The following is a 14,834-nucleotide window of genomic DNA, read 5'->3' on the forward strand; positions in this document are numbered from 1 at the left end:
ACCACCCCCGCGGCCCTTCCGCCGGACGAGGCCGCCTCCTCCCCGGGCACCGAGCCCGCTCTCGCACCGGCAGGCCCCGCCCTCACGTCCACCGGTTCCGCCCACACGCCCAGCCGCCCCGCCCGCACCCCGGCCGAGCCCTCGATCCCCCCTCGGCCCCGCCCCCGGGCCGGGTCGCCCGACTCCGCGGAGGGGCGCCGGACGGACGCCGGGCCGGGTGAAGCACCATGATCACCATTGCCGCGCTCGTGATCCTGCTGCCCTTTCTGGGAGCCGCCGCGGGCCTGCTCGGCTCTCGCTTCCCCCACCGCTCCACCGGTGTGACACCTCCCGCACCCGACCCCGCCGCCCATGACGCGGCCGGCCGCCGAGCCGCCTGGATCGCCGTGATACCCACCGCGGCCTCCGCCCTCCTGGCGCTCTGGCCGGCGTACGCCGCCTGGGTCGCCGCGGGCCGGAGCGGAGCCGAGGCGTCCGTGCCGGCCGGTGCCGGTGGGCAGGGCACGACCGAAGGGATCACCGCGACCTTCGCCGTCATCGAGACCGGCTCGGTGCCCATCTCGGTGGGATTGCTCGTCGACGGCCTCGCCGCCTCGATCGCGGTGCTGGTGACCGTCGTCGCGCTGGCCGTCCAGGTGTACTCCGTCGGCTACATGCGCGGCGACCGGCGGTACCCGTCGTACAGCTCGTTCATCAGCCTGTTCACCAGCGCCATGCTGCTGGTCGTCTACTCGGCGGACCTGCTCGTCCTCTACGTGGGGTGGGAGGTCATGGGTCTGTGCTCCTACCTGCTGGTCGGCCACTGGTGGGAGGAGAGGGCCAACTCGCGGGCGGCGATCAAGGCGTTCCTCGTCACCCGGATCGGGGACGTGGGCTTCCTGTTCGGCATCTTCGTCCTCGGGACGGCGGCCGGCAGCTTCAGGATCGCCGACGTCGTCGCGGCCGTCCCCGCGATGTCGTCCGGCACGCTCGTCGCGGCCACCATGCTGCTGCTGGCCGGGGTGGCCGGCAAGAGCGCCCAGGTGCCGTTGCACGTCTGGCTGCCCGACGCGATGGCCGGGCCGACGCCGATCAGCGCCCTCATCCACGCGGCCACCATGGTCGCCGCCGGGATCTTCGTCGTCGCCCGCCTCTACCCGGTCTTCCTCGGAGCCCCCGCCACCCTGGACGTGCTCGCGGTCCTGGCCGCGCTCGGCATGCTGGGCGCGGCCCTCGCCGCCCTGGCCCAGGACGACCTCAAACGCGTCCTGGCCTACTCCACCGTCAGCCAGCTCGCCTACATGGCCGGTGCCCTGGCGGCGGGTTCCCGGAGTGCCGCGATCTTCCATCTGATCACCCACGGGGCCTTCAAGGCGCTGCTCTTCCTCTGTGCGGGGGCGGTGATCCACGCGGTCGGCTCCAACCTGATGAGCACCATGGGAGGGCTCCGCACGAGCCTTCCCGTCACCTTCGCCGCGATGACGATCGGTTTCGCCGCGCTGACGGGCCTCCCACCGGCCAGCGGCTTCTTCAGCAAGGACGAGGTGCTGGTGGCCATCGAGGGCTCCCTGTCCGCCGGCCCGCTGACCGACGCCGCCGCCCTGCTGCTGTACTGCTGCGCCCTGGCCACGGTCGCCGTCACCGGCGCCTACGCCACCCGGGCGTGGCTGCGCACCTTCTTCGGGCAGCGCGCCCCGGCAGACCCCGCCCCCGCCCATGCCCCCGTGCACGGGACACCGCCCACCATGCGCTGGCCCATCGTCGTCCTGGCGGTCCCGGCCCTCCTCCTCGGCCTCGCCCGGATCGGTGACGTCCACTGGGGCACCGCCGCCCTCAGCCTCGTGCTGGCGCTGCTGGGCGCCGGGGTGGTCTACGCCGTGTGGCGCTCGGAGCCCGGGAGCGACCCGGCCCGCCTGCTCGGCCCGCTACGCGTCCCCTGTGAACGGGCCTTCCACGTCGACGCCGTCTACACGGCCCTGTTCGTCCGCCCCGTCCTGCTCCTCGGCGGCCTGGTCGTCCGCGTCGACGACCGCGTGGTCGACGGCGCGGTGCGCGGCTCGGGCCGGACGACCCTGGGCGTGGCCGGGCTCGTCCGCCTGGCGCAGAACGGCAACGCCCAGCTCTACATCACCGGCCTGCTGGCGGGCGTCCTTCTCCTCACGGCCGGGGCGGTGATCCTCAAGTGATCTTCGTGCCTCTCCGGGGCGTCGTGGCCCTCGTCGTGCCGCCCCTCGTCCGTCTGGCGGTGACGCGCCGTTGACCTCCATGAGCTGGGTGCCACTCGCGCTCATCGGCCTGCCGCTCGCCGGGGCCGTCGCGCTGCTCGTGCCCTCCGGCACGGACACCGCGGCCCGGGGGCGGCTGCTCCGGGCGCACGGCCTGACCGTCTCAGGTGTGACGTTCGCGCTGTCGGTGGTGCTGGCCGTCGCCTTCGACCACGGCGACGCCGCCCGGGTGCAGTTCGCGACCGACCTGGCCTGGGTCCCCGGGCTCGACCTCAGGTTCCACCTGGGCGTGGACGGGATCTCGCTCCCCCTGGTGGTGCTGACCACGCTGCTGACCTTCCTCTGCTTCGTCTACCTGTGCCGGGGACGCGCCGACGGTCCCGGGCAACTGCTGCGGTCCGGCGGCGACCGGCCACGGGCGATGGTGTTCACCCTGCTCGTCCTCGAGGTCGGCATGGTCGGCACGTTCCTCGCGCTCGACCTGCTGCTGTTCTTCGTGTTCTTCGAGATCGTCCTCATCCCGATGTACTTCCTGATCGCCGTCTGGGGAGGCCGGGCCCGCCGGGCGGCGGCGATCAAGTTCATCCTCTACACCCTTCTCGGCTCGGTGGTCCTGCTGCTCGGCCTGCTGCTCATCTGGTCGCAGACCGGCACCCTGGACATGACGGTCCTCGCCGAGGCACGGGGAACCGGCGTGTCCCGCTCGGTGCAGATCATCGCCTTCCTGGCCGTCGGCATCGGGTTCGCGGTCAAGACCCCGATGTGGCCGCTGCACACCTGGCTGCCCGACGCCCACACCGAGGCCCCGACCGTCGGCTCGGTGCTCCTCGCGGGCGTACTGCTCAAGATGGGCACGTACGGCTTCGCGCGCATCGCGATCCCGGTCCTGCCCGACGGCGCCGCCGCGACGGCTCCCTGGCTGGGCGCCTTCGCGGTGGCCGGGATCGTCTACGGCTCCCTGGCCTGCCTCGCCCAGCGCGACCTCAAGCGGATGATCGCCTACTCGTCGGTCGGCCACATGGGCTTCGTGCTGCTGGGGTTCGCCACGCTCACCCCGGTGGGGGTCAACGGGGCACTGTTCGGCAACATCGCCCACGGCCTGATCACCGCCCTGCTGTTCTTCGTGGCAGGAGCGATCAAGGAACGTTACGGCACCTCCGACATGCGCGTGCTCGGCGGCGGCATGCTGACGCGCCTTCCGCGCCTGGGCTCGCTGCTCACCTTCGCCTGTGTCGCCTCGCTCGGGCTGCCGGGGCTGGCCGGCTTCTGGGGGGAGATGCTGGCCCTGCTCGGCGCCTTCCGCCCCGCCACGGGTCTGCCCGGCCCCCTCTACCTCGTCTTCATGGCCCTCGGAGGTCTGGGCACCGTGCTGACCGCCGCCTACTTCCTGCTCATGCTCTCCCGCGTCACGCACGGCAGGAGCACCGAGACCGTCCACGCCCCGGTTCTCACCGCCGCCGCCACGGGCGCCCCCGCCTCCACGGGCCCTACGAGCATCGAGGAGGACACGGCGGCCGCCGACGTCAGGGCCGTGGCGGCACAGGGCACGGTGACGCAGGAGGCCGCCGCGCGGAGCTCGCGGAGCTCGCGGAGCTCGAGAACACCCGAGGAGGGAGCGGCGGGCCGTCCGCCCTCCTCCACGGGAGGATCCCTCCTGCCCGACGTCATGGGCCACGAACTGGCCGCCTGGGTGCCGCTGGTCGTACTGATCCTGCTGTTCGGGCTCTGGCCCAAGCTTCTCCTCGCCGTCACCGATCCGGTGGTCCGCACCCTGCTGGGGGCGCCGTGATCCAGTCCATCGACTACCACGCGATCGCGCCGCCGCTGATCCTGGCGCTCTTCGCCGGGCTCGTGTTGCTGCTGGACGCCTTCCTGCCCCGCAGGGCGTACGTCCGGCAGGCGCTCGGGGCGGTCACGCTGACCGGGGTGATCGCGGCCCTGGCGACGGTGGTCTCGCAGGCCGTACGGGCCGGAGAGCCCTTGAGGACCTTCTGCGTGCCCGAAGGGCTGCTCGGCTCCTCCCGCGCGGCGATCGGTGCCCTCGTCCCCCCGGACGCCGCGTCCGCGGCGGCCACCGCGCCCGGAGCCACCGTGCCCGCCACCGCGGCACCGTGCTCCTTCGTGGTCGACGACTTCACGCTGATCTTCGCGGGGCTCGCGCTGGTCGCGGGAGTCGTCGTGGTGCTGCTGTCGGCGACCGAGCTGTCCCGTGAGGACATCCCCGTCGGCGAGTGGTACTTCCTGCTGCTCTGCACGCTGGTGGGAGCCGTCGCCCTTCCCGCCTCCCGCGACCTGATCATGCTGGTGGTGGCGCTGGAGCTGGTCTCGCTACCGGTGTTCGCGCTCACCGCGCTCAGGCGCTACGACGGCAGCGGCTCCGAGGCGGCGGTGAAGCTCTTCCTGGTCTCGGTGGTCTCCACGGCCGTCATGCTCTTCGGCGTCTCCCTGCTGTACGGCGCGACCGGAACCGTCTACCTCGACCGGATCGCCCACGCCCTCCGGGCGACCGGCCCAGGCCCCGGTTCCACGGATCCGGGCGGTGCCGCCGGTGTCGCCGGTGCTGCCGGTGTCGACGGCGCCGCCGGTGCCCTGCAGCAGATCGGCCAGGTGCCGCCCGCCGTGGTGACCGTGGCCGTGGTGCTCGTTCTGGCCGGGTTCGCCTTCAAGGTCGCCGCGGTGCCGTTCCACGCGTGGGCGGGCGACGTCTACGAGGGGGCACCCGTGCCGGTCGCGGCCCTCCTTTCGGTCGTCTCCAAGGCGGCCGGGTTCTCCGGGCTGATCCTCATCCTGGTCGTCGCCCTGGACGGCCAGGGCGCCACCTGGGTCCCGCTGGTCGCGATCATCGCCGCTCTGACCATGACCGTGGGCAACCTGCTGGCCCTGCGCCAGCGCAACGCGGTCCGCCTGCTCGCCTGGTCCTCCGTCGCCCAGTCGGGCTACATCCTGGCTCCCCTGGGGGTCAGGGACGGCGAGGCGATGAGCGCCTCGATCGCCTACCTGGTCTTCTACGCGGCGATGAACCTCGGCGCCTTCGCCGTGGTCATGCTGGTGTCGAGGGGACCCGGGGGCGGAGGGCTCGACGACTACCGGGGACTGGTGTTCCGCAGCCCTCCGGCGGGGCTGGCGCTGGCCTTCTTCCTGATCTGCCTGGCGGGCCTGCCCCCGGGGCTGGCGGGGCTCTTCGCCAAGATCGTGGTGTTCCGGGAGCTGCTCGGCACCGACGGCGGCTGGCTGGCCGTGGTCATGGCGGTCAACACGGTCGTGGGGCTCTACTACTACGTCACCTGGGTCGTGCGGATCTTCACTCCCGTTCGGGTTCCGGCTCTCCCGGCCGCCGGAGCCCCGGCGGCCGGGAGAACCGGAACGGGCGAGCGCGCACCGAGCGATTCCGGCACGGACGCCTCCGGCACGGCCAGGGTCGGCACGGACGCCTCCGGCACGAGCAGGGACGGTACGGAAGCCTCCCGCACAGGCGGCTTCGGCACGGCCGCCCCCGGTGGGGGCGGACGCGGAAGCGGGTGGCTGCCCGCCGGCGTGGCCGTCGCGCTGGCGGCGATCGTGGCGATCGCCTTCTCGATCGCCCCCCAGCTGGTCCTCGACCTCGTCCCCGCCGCGCTCATCGCCGCAGACTGAGCCGTTCGGGAACGTTCGACCTGGACGAAGACGTTGTCACAGGTGAGTCGGCGTCGACCGGGAGGGGGATGTAGTGCACCACAACGGTCTGCGTACCGCGGTCCTCCTCGGCGCACTGTCCGCGGTGATCATCGCGGTGGGGGCGTGGCTCGGGGGTGGCGCGGGCGTGCAGATCGCGGTCCTGATCGCGCTGGCGGTCAACGCCGTCACCTACTTCTTCTCCGACCGCATGGCGCTGTCCGCCATGCGCGCCCGGCCGGTGAGCGAGGTCGAGCAACCGGTCCTCTACCGGATCGTGCGCGAGCTCTCCACCGAGGCCCGCCAGCCCATGCCCCGGCTGTACGTCTCGCCGACCATGCAGCCCAACGCCTTCGCGACGGGGCGAAATCCGCGCAACGCCGCGGTCTGCGTGACCTACGGGATCACCCGGCTCCTCGACGAGCGCGAGCTGCGCGGGGTCGTCGGCCACGAGCTCTCCCACGTCTACAACCGGGACATCCTGATCTCCTCGGTGGCCGGCGCGCTCGCGACCATGATCACCTACCTCGGCTATGCCGGGCTCTTCCTCGGAGGCGGCGAGGACGACGAGGGGCCCGGCTTCATCGGCGCGCTCCTCATGATGGTGCTCGGCCCGGTCGCGGCCGGGATGATCCAGATGGCCATCTCGCGTTCCCGCGAGTACCAGGCGGACGAGTCCGGGGCCCGGCTCACCGGCGACCCGCTGGCCCTCGCCTCGGCGCTGAGGAAGATCGAGATGGGCACCCGCCGGTTGCCGCTCCCGGAGAACGGCCGGATCGTCTCCGCCTCACACCTGATGATCGCCAATCCCTTCCTCGGCACCGGGATCAGCAGGATCTTCTCCACCCACCCGCCCACCGCGGAGCGCGTCGCCCGCCTGGAGCGGATGGCCGGCTACCGCCGCTGATCCACACCCGGGACGGGTCACGGGCTCAACCCGGCGACGATCGGGTGGTGGACCGACCCGGGCACGACGAAGCCGGCGATCCGTTCCGTCCCGCCCGTCTCCCGATCGACCCGGTACCAGCCGTAGCGGTTCCCGCCCCCCTTCCTGGCCCGGCGCGAGACGACCGTCTGCAGATCGAGAAGGCCCGCGACGTTCCAGCGCAGCCGGGTCGGTGTCCTGCCGTACGGAACGGCGACCGGGACGCCCGTGGCAGGGGCGCCGGACGGCACGCTCCACAGGCCGATACCGGCATCGCCCTCCGTGAAGTGGGCGACGGTCTCGCCTCCCGGCCCGAGCGCGCCTCCCACGGGGACACGTCCCCGCTCGGCGAAGGGCGACATCGAGTACACCTTCGCCTGGAACGCGTCATCCACCACCAGGACGAACTCCGCGTCAGGGCTGAAACTCCACGGCCGCAACCCCGGCCGTAGCGTGAGGCCCGTCCCGCTGCGGGTGTCCAGGATCCGGTACTCCCCTCCGGTTCCCAGCACCGCGTACCGTCCGCGCGGAGAGAGGTCGATCCGCGTCGCGCGCATGGCACTCGACCAGGTCACGCCCGGCACCGCGCGTACCGCGCCCGAGATCACCTTCCGCACCGTCAGCGCCCCGCTGCCGAGATGGAAGTACGCGACATGCCTGCCGTTCGGTGACAGGGCCAGCGGAGCACGCCGTCCGCGCGAGGAGAACACCCGGGCGTCGGTGAGATCGACGACATCGCCACCCCGGCCCCAGAGCTTCCACGGCGCGCACAGGCACCCGTCGAGGCCCGCGTACCGGGCCGGAGACCGCACGTCCGCGCCCCGCGCCGGGAGAGGAGCCCCCACGGCGATGGCGAGCACACCGGCGCAGACGCCCAGGCGGCGGAACGATCGCACGCAGAACCCCCGAATCTTCCGGACAACGGGGGCGTCCGCTACGTACCGGCCACTGTACGCCTCGACCAGGGCCGACAGGCGGTGTCGCCGCGGATGTCGCCGCCCGCCCGCGGCACGCTCGCCGGGCCCGCGGTGCCGGGCTTATCGACGACCGGGCGGCCGTGCCGCCTCCGGCGGGTGAGCGGCCGGGGCATGAAGACCTCCTGCCCCGGCCGTGTGCCCTGGATGTGCCCCGATCAAGGACGGGAATCACGGGACTCCCGGTCAAGGCGCCGAGCGCCCGGCGGGCTAACGGTAGTTCGAGAACTGAAGGGCGATCTCCAGGTCCTTACCCTTGAGCAGGGCGATGACCTCCTGCAGCTCGTCCCTCTTCTTCGAGCTCACGCGCAGCTCGTCGCCCTGGATCTGTGCCTTGACGCCCTTCGGACCCTCATCACGAATGATCTTCGAGATCTTCTTGGCGTGCTCCTGGTCGATGCCCTCCTTGAGGGTCACCAGCAGGCGGTACTCCTTGCCGGACAGCTTGGGCTCGTCCGCGTCCAGGATCTTGAGCGAGAGCCCTCGCTTGATCAGCTTTTCCTTGAAGACATCGAGGACCGCGTTGGCGCGCTCCTCGCTGTTGGCCTTGATCTCGATCGCCTTCTGCCCCCCCGACCAGGCGATGGCGGCCCCGGTGCCCTTGAAGTCGAACCGGTGCCCCACCTCCTTGAGCGTCTGGTTCAACGCGTTGTCGGCCTCCTGGTGGTCGATCTTGCTGACGATGTCGAACGATGAATCCGCCAAAGTACAATCCCCTCTGAACCGGTAGAACTATCAGCCACGGCCCGGCTCCCAGGTGCCGCGGACCCCGAAGCGCGGCGGCGTCCGCGAGCCGGTTCGGTAGACGCGTACGTAACGGATCAGCCTAGCCAGCATCTCCCGCCGATGCCGAGGCGGTGGCATGTCCCACCCCGGCCCCGCCGGGTCCGCGCCCCCGGTCATGGCCGCCGGAACGTCTCCCATGCGCCCCTCAGGCCCCACCCGTGGCCACCGTGAACAACTGATGTGTCCTGAAAGCCCAGGTGAGAGCAGGTATCGGGCGGCGCGCGCCGCCGATGTCACGTCACCAGCTGAAGTCCGCTATTCTTCTTCCTGTCGCCGCCGCAAGCGGAGGACGCGGCAGGTTGCCCGAGTGGTCAAAGGGAGCGGTCTGTAAAACCGTCGGCTCAGCCTACGCAGGTTCAAGTCCTGCACCTGCCACCAGCAGAAACAGCAGCTCAGAGGCCCTCCGGGGCCTCTTTTGCGTTTCCAGGACATGCAACCGCAGGCAGCCGGAAGCAGCCGCATGTCACCACTCCACCAATATGCGTGCAATGATCTTGGCCGTGTTTTCCCAGGTCGCGCTGAGTTTCCCAGCGCCTTGCCGGCCAACGTCTGTTCCCTCGGCTTCGCAGGCGCCTGGTGGCCATGGTCACCCACGACGGGCATGCTGATCAGATGATGGACGCTGTCGTACCGTGCACCGTTCGGACCACCCGTCCAGAGGACCTGTCGGCGGTCCTGCGGGTCTACGCCGCCGAGCAGGATCCCGAAGATGACTCCTCCCGCACTGCTTCGGATCTTGAACAGCGGACCTGGGCACGGATGATGCGATCCGACGATCTCACCGTCTACCTCGCCGAGGTCGACGATCAGGTGGTCGGGACGGCGACGTTGATGACGATGCCGAATCTGACCTATGGCTGTGCCCCTACTGCGTTCGTCGAGGCGGTCGTGGTCGCCGTCGATCATCGCCGCACGGGCGTGGCCACCGCGATCATGCGGCGACTGCTCGGTGACGCTCGGTCCGCGGGGTGCAACAAGGTCCAGCTTCTGTCCCACAAGCGCCATGCCGGCGATGGTGCCCACCGCCTCTACACCTCGCTGGGCTTCGAGCCGGAAGCGGAAGGATTCCGGCTCTATCTTCAGGAGGTTCCCGCCGCCGTTCGGGCCGCTAGGGTGGCGCGCTGAGAACCGGTTTTCTGAAATGCAGAAGGACCCCGGAGCGTCTCCGAGGTCCTGGTCGTACGACAGGCATGTCATACGGTAAGCGCGTCACCGATTCGCTTGTTGGCCGCGTCCTTGTGGCCGTCGAGGCACTTGGCGTAGACCCGCAGCAGGACGTCAACGCTGTGCCCGGCCCGCTCCGCCACATCAGGAGCCGAGACGCCCGCGTTGAGCCAGAGAGAGACCGCCGCGTGCCTCAGGTCGTACGGTCTGCGAGCCAGGGGAGAGGCCACCTGCGCCGGGGTGAAGGCCAGCTTCCGAGCCTCCTGCCACACCTCGGTATAGGCCGTCGACGCGATCACGCCGCCACGCTCGCTACGGAAGATCCGCCCGTCCGCGCCGGTCCCGTACTCCTCGATGTGCCGACGAAGGATCGCGACCAGTTCCGGCGGGATCGGCACCGGACGTACGTCGGCCCGGCCCCGGTGCTTGAGCCCTCGCTCCTCGTGGGCGTTCCCGCTGTCCGTCCAATGCGTGTTGACCTCGGGCCGGGAGATGTCGACCGTTAGCCGCCCCCAGCCCTTGAGCGGAAGGTGGCAGTCCTGAAGTCGCAGGCCGACCGCCTCAGCCGGGCGTAGCGCCGCGTAGTACATGCAGGCGAACAGCGCCATGAGCCGCCGGCCACGACCACGCCCGCCCACGTAGGTCACCATCGTGAGCAGCTCTTGAGCCTGCCGGGGGTTGACCGCCACACGAGGATCAACGGTCTCGGTGACCTTGGGCGGCTTCCACGTGACCTTGTGCAGTGGGTTGGCGTCCAGCTCCTCCAGTTCCACCGCGTACTCCAGCACGGCATGGAAGACGGCCCGCTTCCGGGCGATCGTGTTCGGAGCCGCCGCCTTGCCGTCGAGGCGGAGGGCGAGCGCGTCGAGTGCCAGCCGTACCGTCTTGGCGTCGTTCAGGACGGTCAGGTCAAGCGACGCGGACTGGAGCCAGCGGGCCGCCTGTGCCATCTCCGGGGAAATCTCGGCCCTCTTGCTCTCCGGAAGGAGGAGGTGTTTCCGGAGAGTCGTCCGCATGATCTCGGCATCGGGACGGCCGGGACGGTCCTTGGTCAGCGAGGGGAGGACCGTGGCGAGCGCGTCTGACATGCTGTCCCGGCTCTTGGCCGCCGCGTGGGGCCACTTCATCTCGATGAAGGCCGCGACGAACTCAAGGACGGTCCGGGCGTCCTTGGCCTTGATCATCGACAGAGGGAGACCGCTCTCGATGTCGAACGCCTCGCCCCGCTTGGCCGCCTGCCGCAGGTCCGACAGGAAGCTCTCGGCGAGTGCCTTGGTGCGGTAAGTCTTCGAGGAGCGCTTCCGGGCGACCGCCCAGCGCACCACGTACGAAGGCGTCTTGCTCGACTTGTTCCGGCTGATCTCGAAGAACTTGACGTCGTACGAGGTGTTCACGCCGCCTCCCGGAGGGTTTCCAGCCACGCCTCGAACTCGCTGCGGTGGAGGCGGATCTCGTCGTTGGGGAGTCGCAGGCCGCGGGGGAACTTGCCGATCTCGCGCCAGCGGTAGAGGGTCCGCACGGAGACTCCGCCGAGCTTGTCGAGGATCTCCGGGACGGTCATGAGCTCGTCGTCGTCCTCCTTCATGCCGCCTCCCTCATTGCCGAAAGATCTTGTCCTGTCGCTTTTTCTTGCAGAGTGAGCAGGGTTGCTCGCCATCGCTGGCGTTCGGCGACCATGCGCAGCAGCCGCAGAGCCAGGGAGGGGATGTCGCCGTCGCCGGCCGGGGCGGGCTTCCAGACGTAGCGGCGCGGGTCGACAGGCTTGTCGGCCAGGCCGAGGGCTTCCATGACCCAGGTACGGCGGTCGCGCCTGTGCTCGGACAGGGTCTTGTTCGACCACTTGCGGGAGACCAGGACGCGACGGCCGGCGTAGCCGAGGTGTTCGGGCTTGTGCGCCTTGCTGCGGCACCGGCCCGGCGCCATGCCCGCCTTGGGACTCTTGGGCTGGATGCCGTAGCGCAGCCAGTTCGAGCAGGCCGGGGAGCACGGTTCGTAACGCAGTGCTTCGACCATGCGGGCCGCGTGGTCGCGTTGAGCGGTGTTGTCGGCGTCGAGGGTGTCGCCGAGGCTCTTGGTCAGGTACTTGCTCAGGTAGCGGATGCACTGGTCGGCATCCGGGGTGCCACCCAAGACGCCTTGAACGTTGACCTGGGGACCGAAGCGGACCACGTGCAGCGGTTCGGCCTCCTGGTCGGCATCCAGCCGGTCGAGCGCTTCGCGCCAGGTGGGCAGCACTTCCCCGGTGACTGGATCGAGGTAGTCGCCGTTCTGACCGTCCGGGTAGGGGGTGCCGTCTTCGCGTGCGGGACGTTCGGCCCATACCGGCAGGTGATTACCCTCGAAGCGCACTTCGTCGACCGGGGGCCACCACACCTGGTGGTAGGTGGCCGCCGCGATCGCCTTGACCTCGGCGCGGGGCATGGTGCCGCGGATGGCCATGTGCAGATGCGGCGCGAGTCGCTTCTGTGGTTCGACCGAAGAGAAGTACTGCACGTCATAGCCTGCGACGCGGCGCAGGTTCTGCACGAAGCGGTCGACGAGCTTGGAGAAGTGCAGCGCGTCCCGGACCGCCCGCCGGTAGTCGTAGCTGTCCGGATCGACGGGCACGCCGTTGCGCACTTTGCCGTAGGAGGGAAGCGTAAGCGTGACGAACAGCGACGGCCGGTAGACCATCCCGTCGGAGCTGGTGAACGTCCGTCCCAGGGTGGTGTTCTGCCGGACCTTCCTGGGCAGTTCGGGGGCGTCCTGGCGTCGCCGGGTCGAGCGGTTGCGCTTGCCCGCGGCACGGCCGAGCAGGGTGCCGCGCATCCCGGCCGCGTCGATCTCGTCATCCAGGCCGGTGAGGATCGCGTCCAGGTCGGTGGTGTCGTCGCCGGCCTTGTCGGCGGCATCGCGCTGAGCCTGCATGTCGGCGCGGAACTCCACCAGCCACAGCTGTTCCTCGTTGGGCTGATCCGGGGTGATCGAGGGTTCGGCGTCCAGGTGCCAGCCCTCCCGGCACTGGGCCATCCGCAGGTAGCGGTTGCGCTTGGCGCAGGAGGGGCATTTGGCGTCCATGGTGGCCCCGCAGGGGACGTTGACGTCCTCGGTGAGGCCGGTGTGGGTGTCGAGCCGCCGCAGGACCACCGGCCGGATGCACACCCCGTTGTTCTTTGCGATCTCCACCGCCACATCCAGCGCGAGCGGCATCCTTTGACGCTCGGCGCGCGACAGACTGCGGTCGTTGGGATTGCTCACGCGCCCTCCTCATGAGTGTCGCCGGGGTCGAGGAGTGCGCCTTGTCCGCAGTCGCGGCATTCGACCAGGCAGCGGATCAGGTCCAGCCACAGCGTGTTGACCGCGTGGCAGGCCGAGCAGCGCAGGCCGTCGAGGATGTAGGCCAGCTCAGTCACGCTCGCCCCTCTCCTGCACTTCGTTCAGGTCGGCGGCCAGCCGGAACATGCTCTGGTAGGGGTCGGCGGTGATGCGGACGTTGAACAGCTCGAAGGCCAAGACGGGTTGAGCGTGGCGCGGTCCCAGGACGGCCAGGACGGGCCGTTCACACAGGCGGGTGATTTCCTCGTTGGTGCCGTAGAAGCAGACCCTCATGCGGTCACCTCCATGGCCATCGCGCGGATGTCGCTGTCGCAGACATAGGCGGCACGCACCCGGATCGGGTCGGGTGAGGTCTCCAGCCGGACATAGCCGATGCCGGCACCCTGCTCGGGAATGGGGGAGATGTGATCGGCCAGCGCCCCGCGGTCGCGTGCGCCGTCGCCGAGCACCATGTCGACCTGCTCGGACTCGTCCAGGCGGAGGGCGATCTTGTCGGGGAACAGGTTGCGGATGTTCATGACCTCCTTGCGCGGGTCCTGCAAAGCGGCCAGGACCCCAAAGCCGACCGCACGGCCCTGCGTGGTGAGCGTCGCTAGAGCAGCGGAGATGCGCAGCTTGAGGCCCTTGTCGGACTGGTAGGCGGTCAGGAACGCCACCTCGTCGACCACCACCAGGACGAACGGGTCATCGAGGGTGGGTGTGTGGGAGCGCTGGAGCCCGGCGTAGCGATCGGCCCGCTCTTGCATGATCTTCACGGCCGCTTCCAGGAGATCGGCGCAGTCGGCCGGGTTGGCGGCGTAGCGGTCGCCGAACAGGTCACGGCCGTAGGACAGTTCCATCCGTTTGGGATCCAGCGCCCAGATCTGTGCCAGGCCCGTACGGGTGGCGGGGAGCAGGCCGCGGATCGCCGACCAGATGACCGAGCCCTTGCCCGCCCCGGTGGCACCGGCGACCAGGACGTGAGTGCCGTGAACCTTCAGGAACCAGGGGGTGCCGTCCTCGCACCTGCCGACCTCCACCGGCCCCACCGACGCCTCATCTGGGACCGGTACGGCCGGGAGTGGAGTGGCGAGGGGATCACGGCGAGGGAAGACGAGCAGCAGCCGGCCGGAGCGGGCGATGGAGACCCGGCAGGAACGGGCACCGAAGCCGTGGGCGAGGTGCTCGGTGCGGTCGGCCCAGTCCTTGACCGCTTGGCCGGTGAGCATTCGCACTGTGACCACGTCGGCCCACGAGGTGCAGGTGACGCGGACGACGCGGGGCAGGTAGTCCCGGCCGCGGATGTGTCGTCCGAGCCCAGAGATGATCATCACCGGTTGCCAGTGCCGCCGGTAGACCCACACCAGCCGCCACCAGGCCAGCAACCGCCAGCCCACCAAGCGAAGGAACGAGGGACGAGCCAGCAGGAACCAGACGGTGAGGCCGAGGGGGACCACGGTGATGAGGCTGAGGCCCCAACGCCAGCCGCAGACGTAGGTGACCGCGCCAGGGGTGAGCGCAACGGCCGAGGCGACGGGGTGGCGCCACAGCAACCGCAGCGCACCGGCCAGCAGCCGCCACACGAAGATTACGATGGTGACGATCGCCGGGGTGCGAAGGACGGCCGGGCGGAAGACGACGGCGGTATCGGGGGTGGTGGAGACGAGGGCTTGTGCCTCGTCTCCGGGCAGTTTCTTGAACATTAGGCTGGGGGCCTTCCTTGAATTCGCGTCCGAGGGAGAACCGAGGGGCCGCCGGAAGTTGGCGCTTCTGGCGGCCCCGCTTACGTGTCAGGCCGCGACCTCACTGGGCGGAGTGGTCGACGCGGTGACATAG

At 70.2% G+C, this 14,834-nt stretch carries 13 protein-coding genes and 1 tRNA gene; 6 read left to right on the forward strand and 8 right to left on the reverse strand.

Features of this window, described 5'->3' with window-relative positions; all coding sequences use genetic code 11:
- The first annotated feature begins 227 nt into the window (after positions 1–227).
- From AB0G16_RS08640 to htpX, 4 genes are all read left to right on the forward strand, one after another.
- Positions 228–2,165, forward strand: coding sequence for an NADH-quinone oxidoreductase subunit L (locus AB0G16_RS08640; RefSeq protein WP_362800780.1), 1,938 nt, complete (start codon positions 228–230; stop codon positions 2,163–2,165).
- A 79-nt stretch (positions 2,166–2,244) separates the two neighbouring features.
- On the forward strand, positions 2,245–3,993 hold the full coding sequence (locus AB0G16_RS08645) for an NADH-quinone oxidoreductase subunit M (protein ID WP_362800783.1): 1,749 nt from the start codon (positions 2,245–2,247) through the stop codon (positions 3,991–3,993).
- On the forward strand, positions 3,990–5,837 hold the full coding sequence (locus tag AB0G16_RS08650; RefSeq protein ID WP_362800786.1) for an NADH-quinone oxidoreductase subunit N: 1,848 nt from the start codon (positions 3,990–3,992) through the stop codon (positions 5,835–5,837). The genes AB0G16_RS08645 and AB0G16_RS08650 overlap by 4 nt, the downstream gene beginning before the upstream one ends.
- 73 nt (positions 5,838–5,910) lie before the next feature.
- Positions 5,911–6,762 carry a zinc metalloprotease HtpX gene (htpX, locus tag AB0G16_RS08655; protein ID WP_362800788.1) on the forward strand — a complete coding sequence of 284 codons (852 nt, stop codon included), beginning with the start codon at positions 5,911–5,913 and terminating at the stop codon, positions 6,760–6,762.
- A gap of 17 nt (positions 6,763–6,779) precedes the next feature.
- Here htpX and AB0G16_RS08660 read toward each other — a convergent pair whose 3' ends face one another.
- Positions 6,780–7,676, reverse strand: a complete 897-nt coding sequence (locus AB0G16_RS08660; protein ID WP_362800791.1) for a hypothetical protein — start codon at positions 7,674–7,676, stop codon at positions 6,780–6,782.
- A 288-nt stretch (positions 7,677–7,964) separates the two neighbouring features.
- On the reverse strand, positions 7,965–8,459 hold the full coding sequence (locus AB0G16_RS08665; protein WP_362800794.1) for a YajQ family cyclic di-GMP-binding protein: 495 nt from the start codon (positions 8,457–8,459) through the stop codon (positions 7,965–7,967).
- A 374-nt stretch (positions 8,460–8,833) separates the two neighbouring features.
- Between AB0G16_RS08665 and AB0G16_RS08670 the strand changes: the two genes are divergently transcribed.
- Positions 8,834–8,918, forward strand: a tRNA-Tyr gene (locus AB0G16_RS08670).
- Positions 8,919–9,122: 204 nt separating this feature from the next.
- Complete coding sequence (locus AB0G16_RS08675; RefSeq protein WP_362800797.1) at positions 9,123–9,665, forward strand: GNAT family N-acetyltransferase; 543 nt, start codon at positions 9,123–9,125, stop codon at positions 9,663–9,665.
- Positions 9,666–9,733: 68 nt separating this feature from the next.
- On the opposite strand, the gene AB0G16_RS08680 is transcribed toward AB0G16_RS08675, so the two are convergent.
- From AB0G16_RS08680 to AB0G16_RS08705, 6 genes are read right to left on the reverse strand one after another with little or no spacing between them, the layout of a single operon-like run.
- Positions 9,734–11,098: a tyrosine-type recombinase/integrase gene (locus AB0G16_RS08680; protein WP_362800800.1), complete on the reverse strand. Its 1,365-nt coding sequence runs from the start codon at positions 11,096–11,098 to the stop codon at positions 9,734–9,736.
- Positions 11,095–11,289 carry a helix-turn-helix domain-containing protein gene (locus tag AB0G16_RS08685; RefSeq protein WP_362800803.1) on the reverse strand — a complete coding sequence of 65 codons (195 nt, stop codon included), beginning with the start codon at positions 11,287–11,289 and terminating at the stop codon, positions 11,095–11,097. Before AB0G16_RS08685 ends, AB0G16_RS08680 begins: the two co-directional genes overlap by 4 nt.
- On the reverse strand, positions 11,286–12,941 hold the full coding sequence (locus tag AB0G16_RS08690; RefSeq protein ID WP_362800806.1) for a replication initiator: 1,656 nt from the start codon (positions 12,939–12,941) through the stop codon (positions 11,286–11,288). Before AB0G16_RS08690 ends, AB0G16_RS08685 begins: the two co-directional genes overlap by 4 nt.
- Complete coding sequence (locus AB0G16_RS08695; protein WP_362800809.1) at positions 12,938–13,096, reverse strand: hypothetical protein; 159 nt, start codon at positions 13,094–13,096, stop codon at positions 12,938–12,940. The genes AB0G16_RS08690 and AB0G16_RS08695 overlap by 4 nt, the downstream gene beginning before the upstream one ends.
- Positions 13,089–13,292: a hypothetical protein gene (locus AB0G16_RS08700; RefSeq protein ID WP_362800812.1), complete on the reverse strand. Its 204-nt coding sequence runs from the start codon at positions 13,290–13,292 to the stop codon at positions 13,089–13,091. The genes AB0G16_RS08695 and AB0G16_RS08700 overlap by 8 nt, the downstream gene beginning before the upstream one ends.
- Positions 13,289–14,701 (reverse strand): FtsK/SpoIIIE domain-containing protein, encoded by a 1,413-nt coding sequence (locus AB0G16_RS08705; protein ID WP_362800815.1) that lies wholly within the window; start codon positions 14,699–14,701, stop codon positions 13,289–13,291. Before AB0G16_RS08705 ends, AB0G16_RS08700 begins: the two co-directional genes overlap by 4 nt.
- Positions 14,702–14,834: the final 133 nt, after the last annotated feature.

This window comes from Streptosporangium sp. NPDC023615, assembly GCF_040640155.1.
GTDB lineage: Bacteria > Actinomycetota > Actinomycetes > Streptosporangiales > Streptosporangiaceae > Streptosporangium.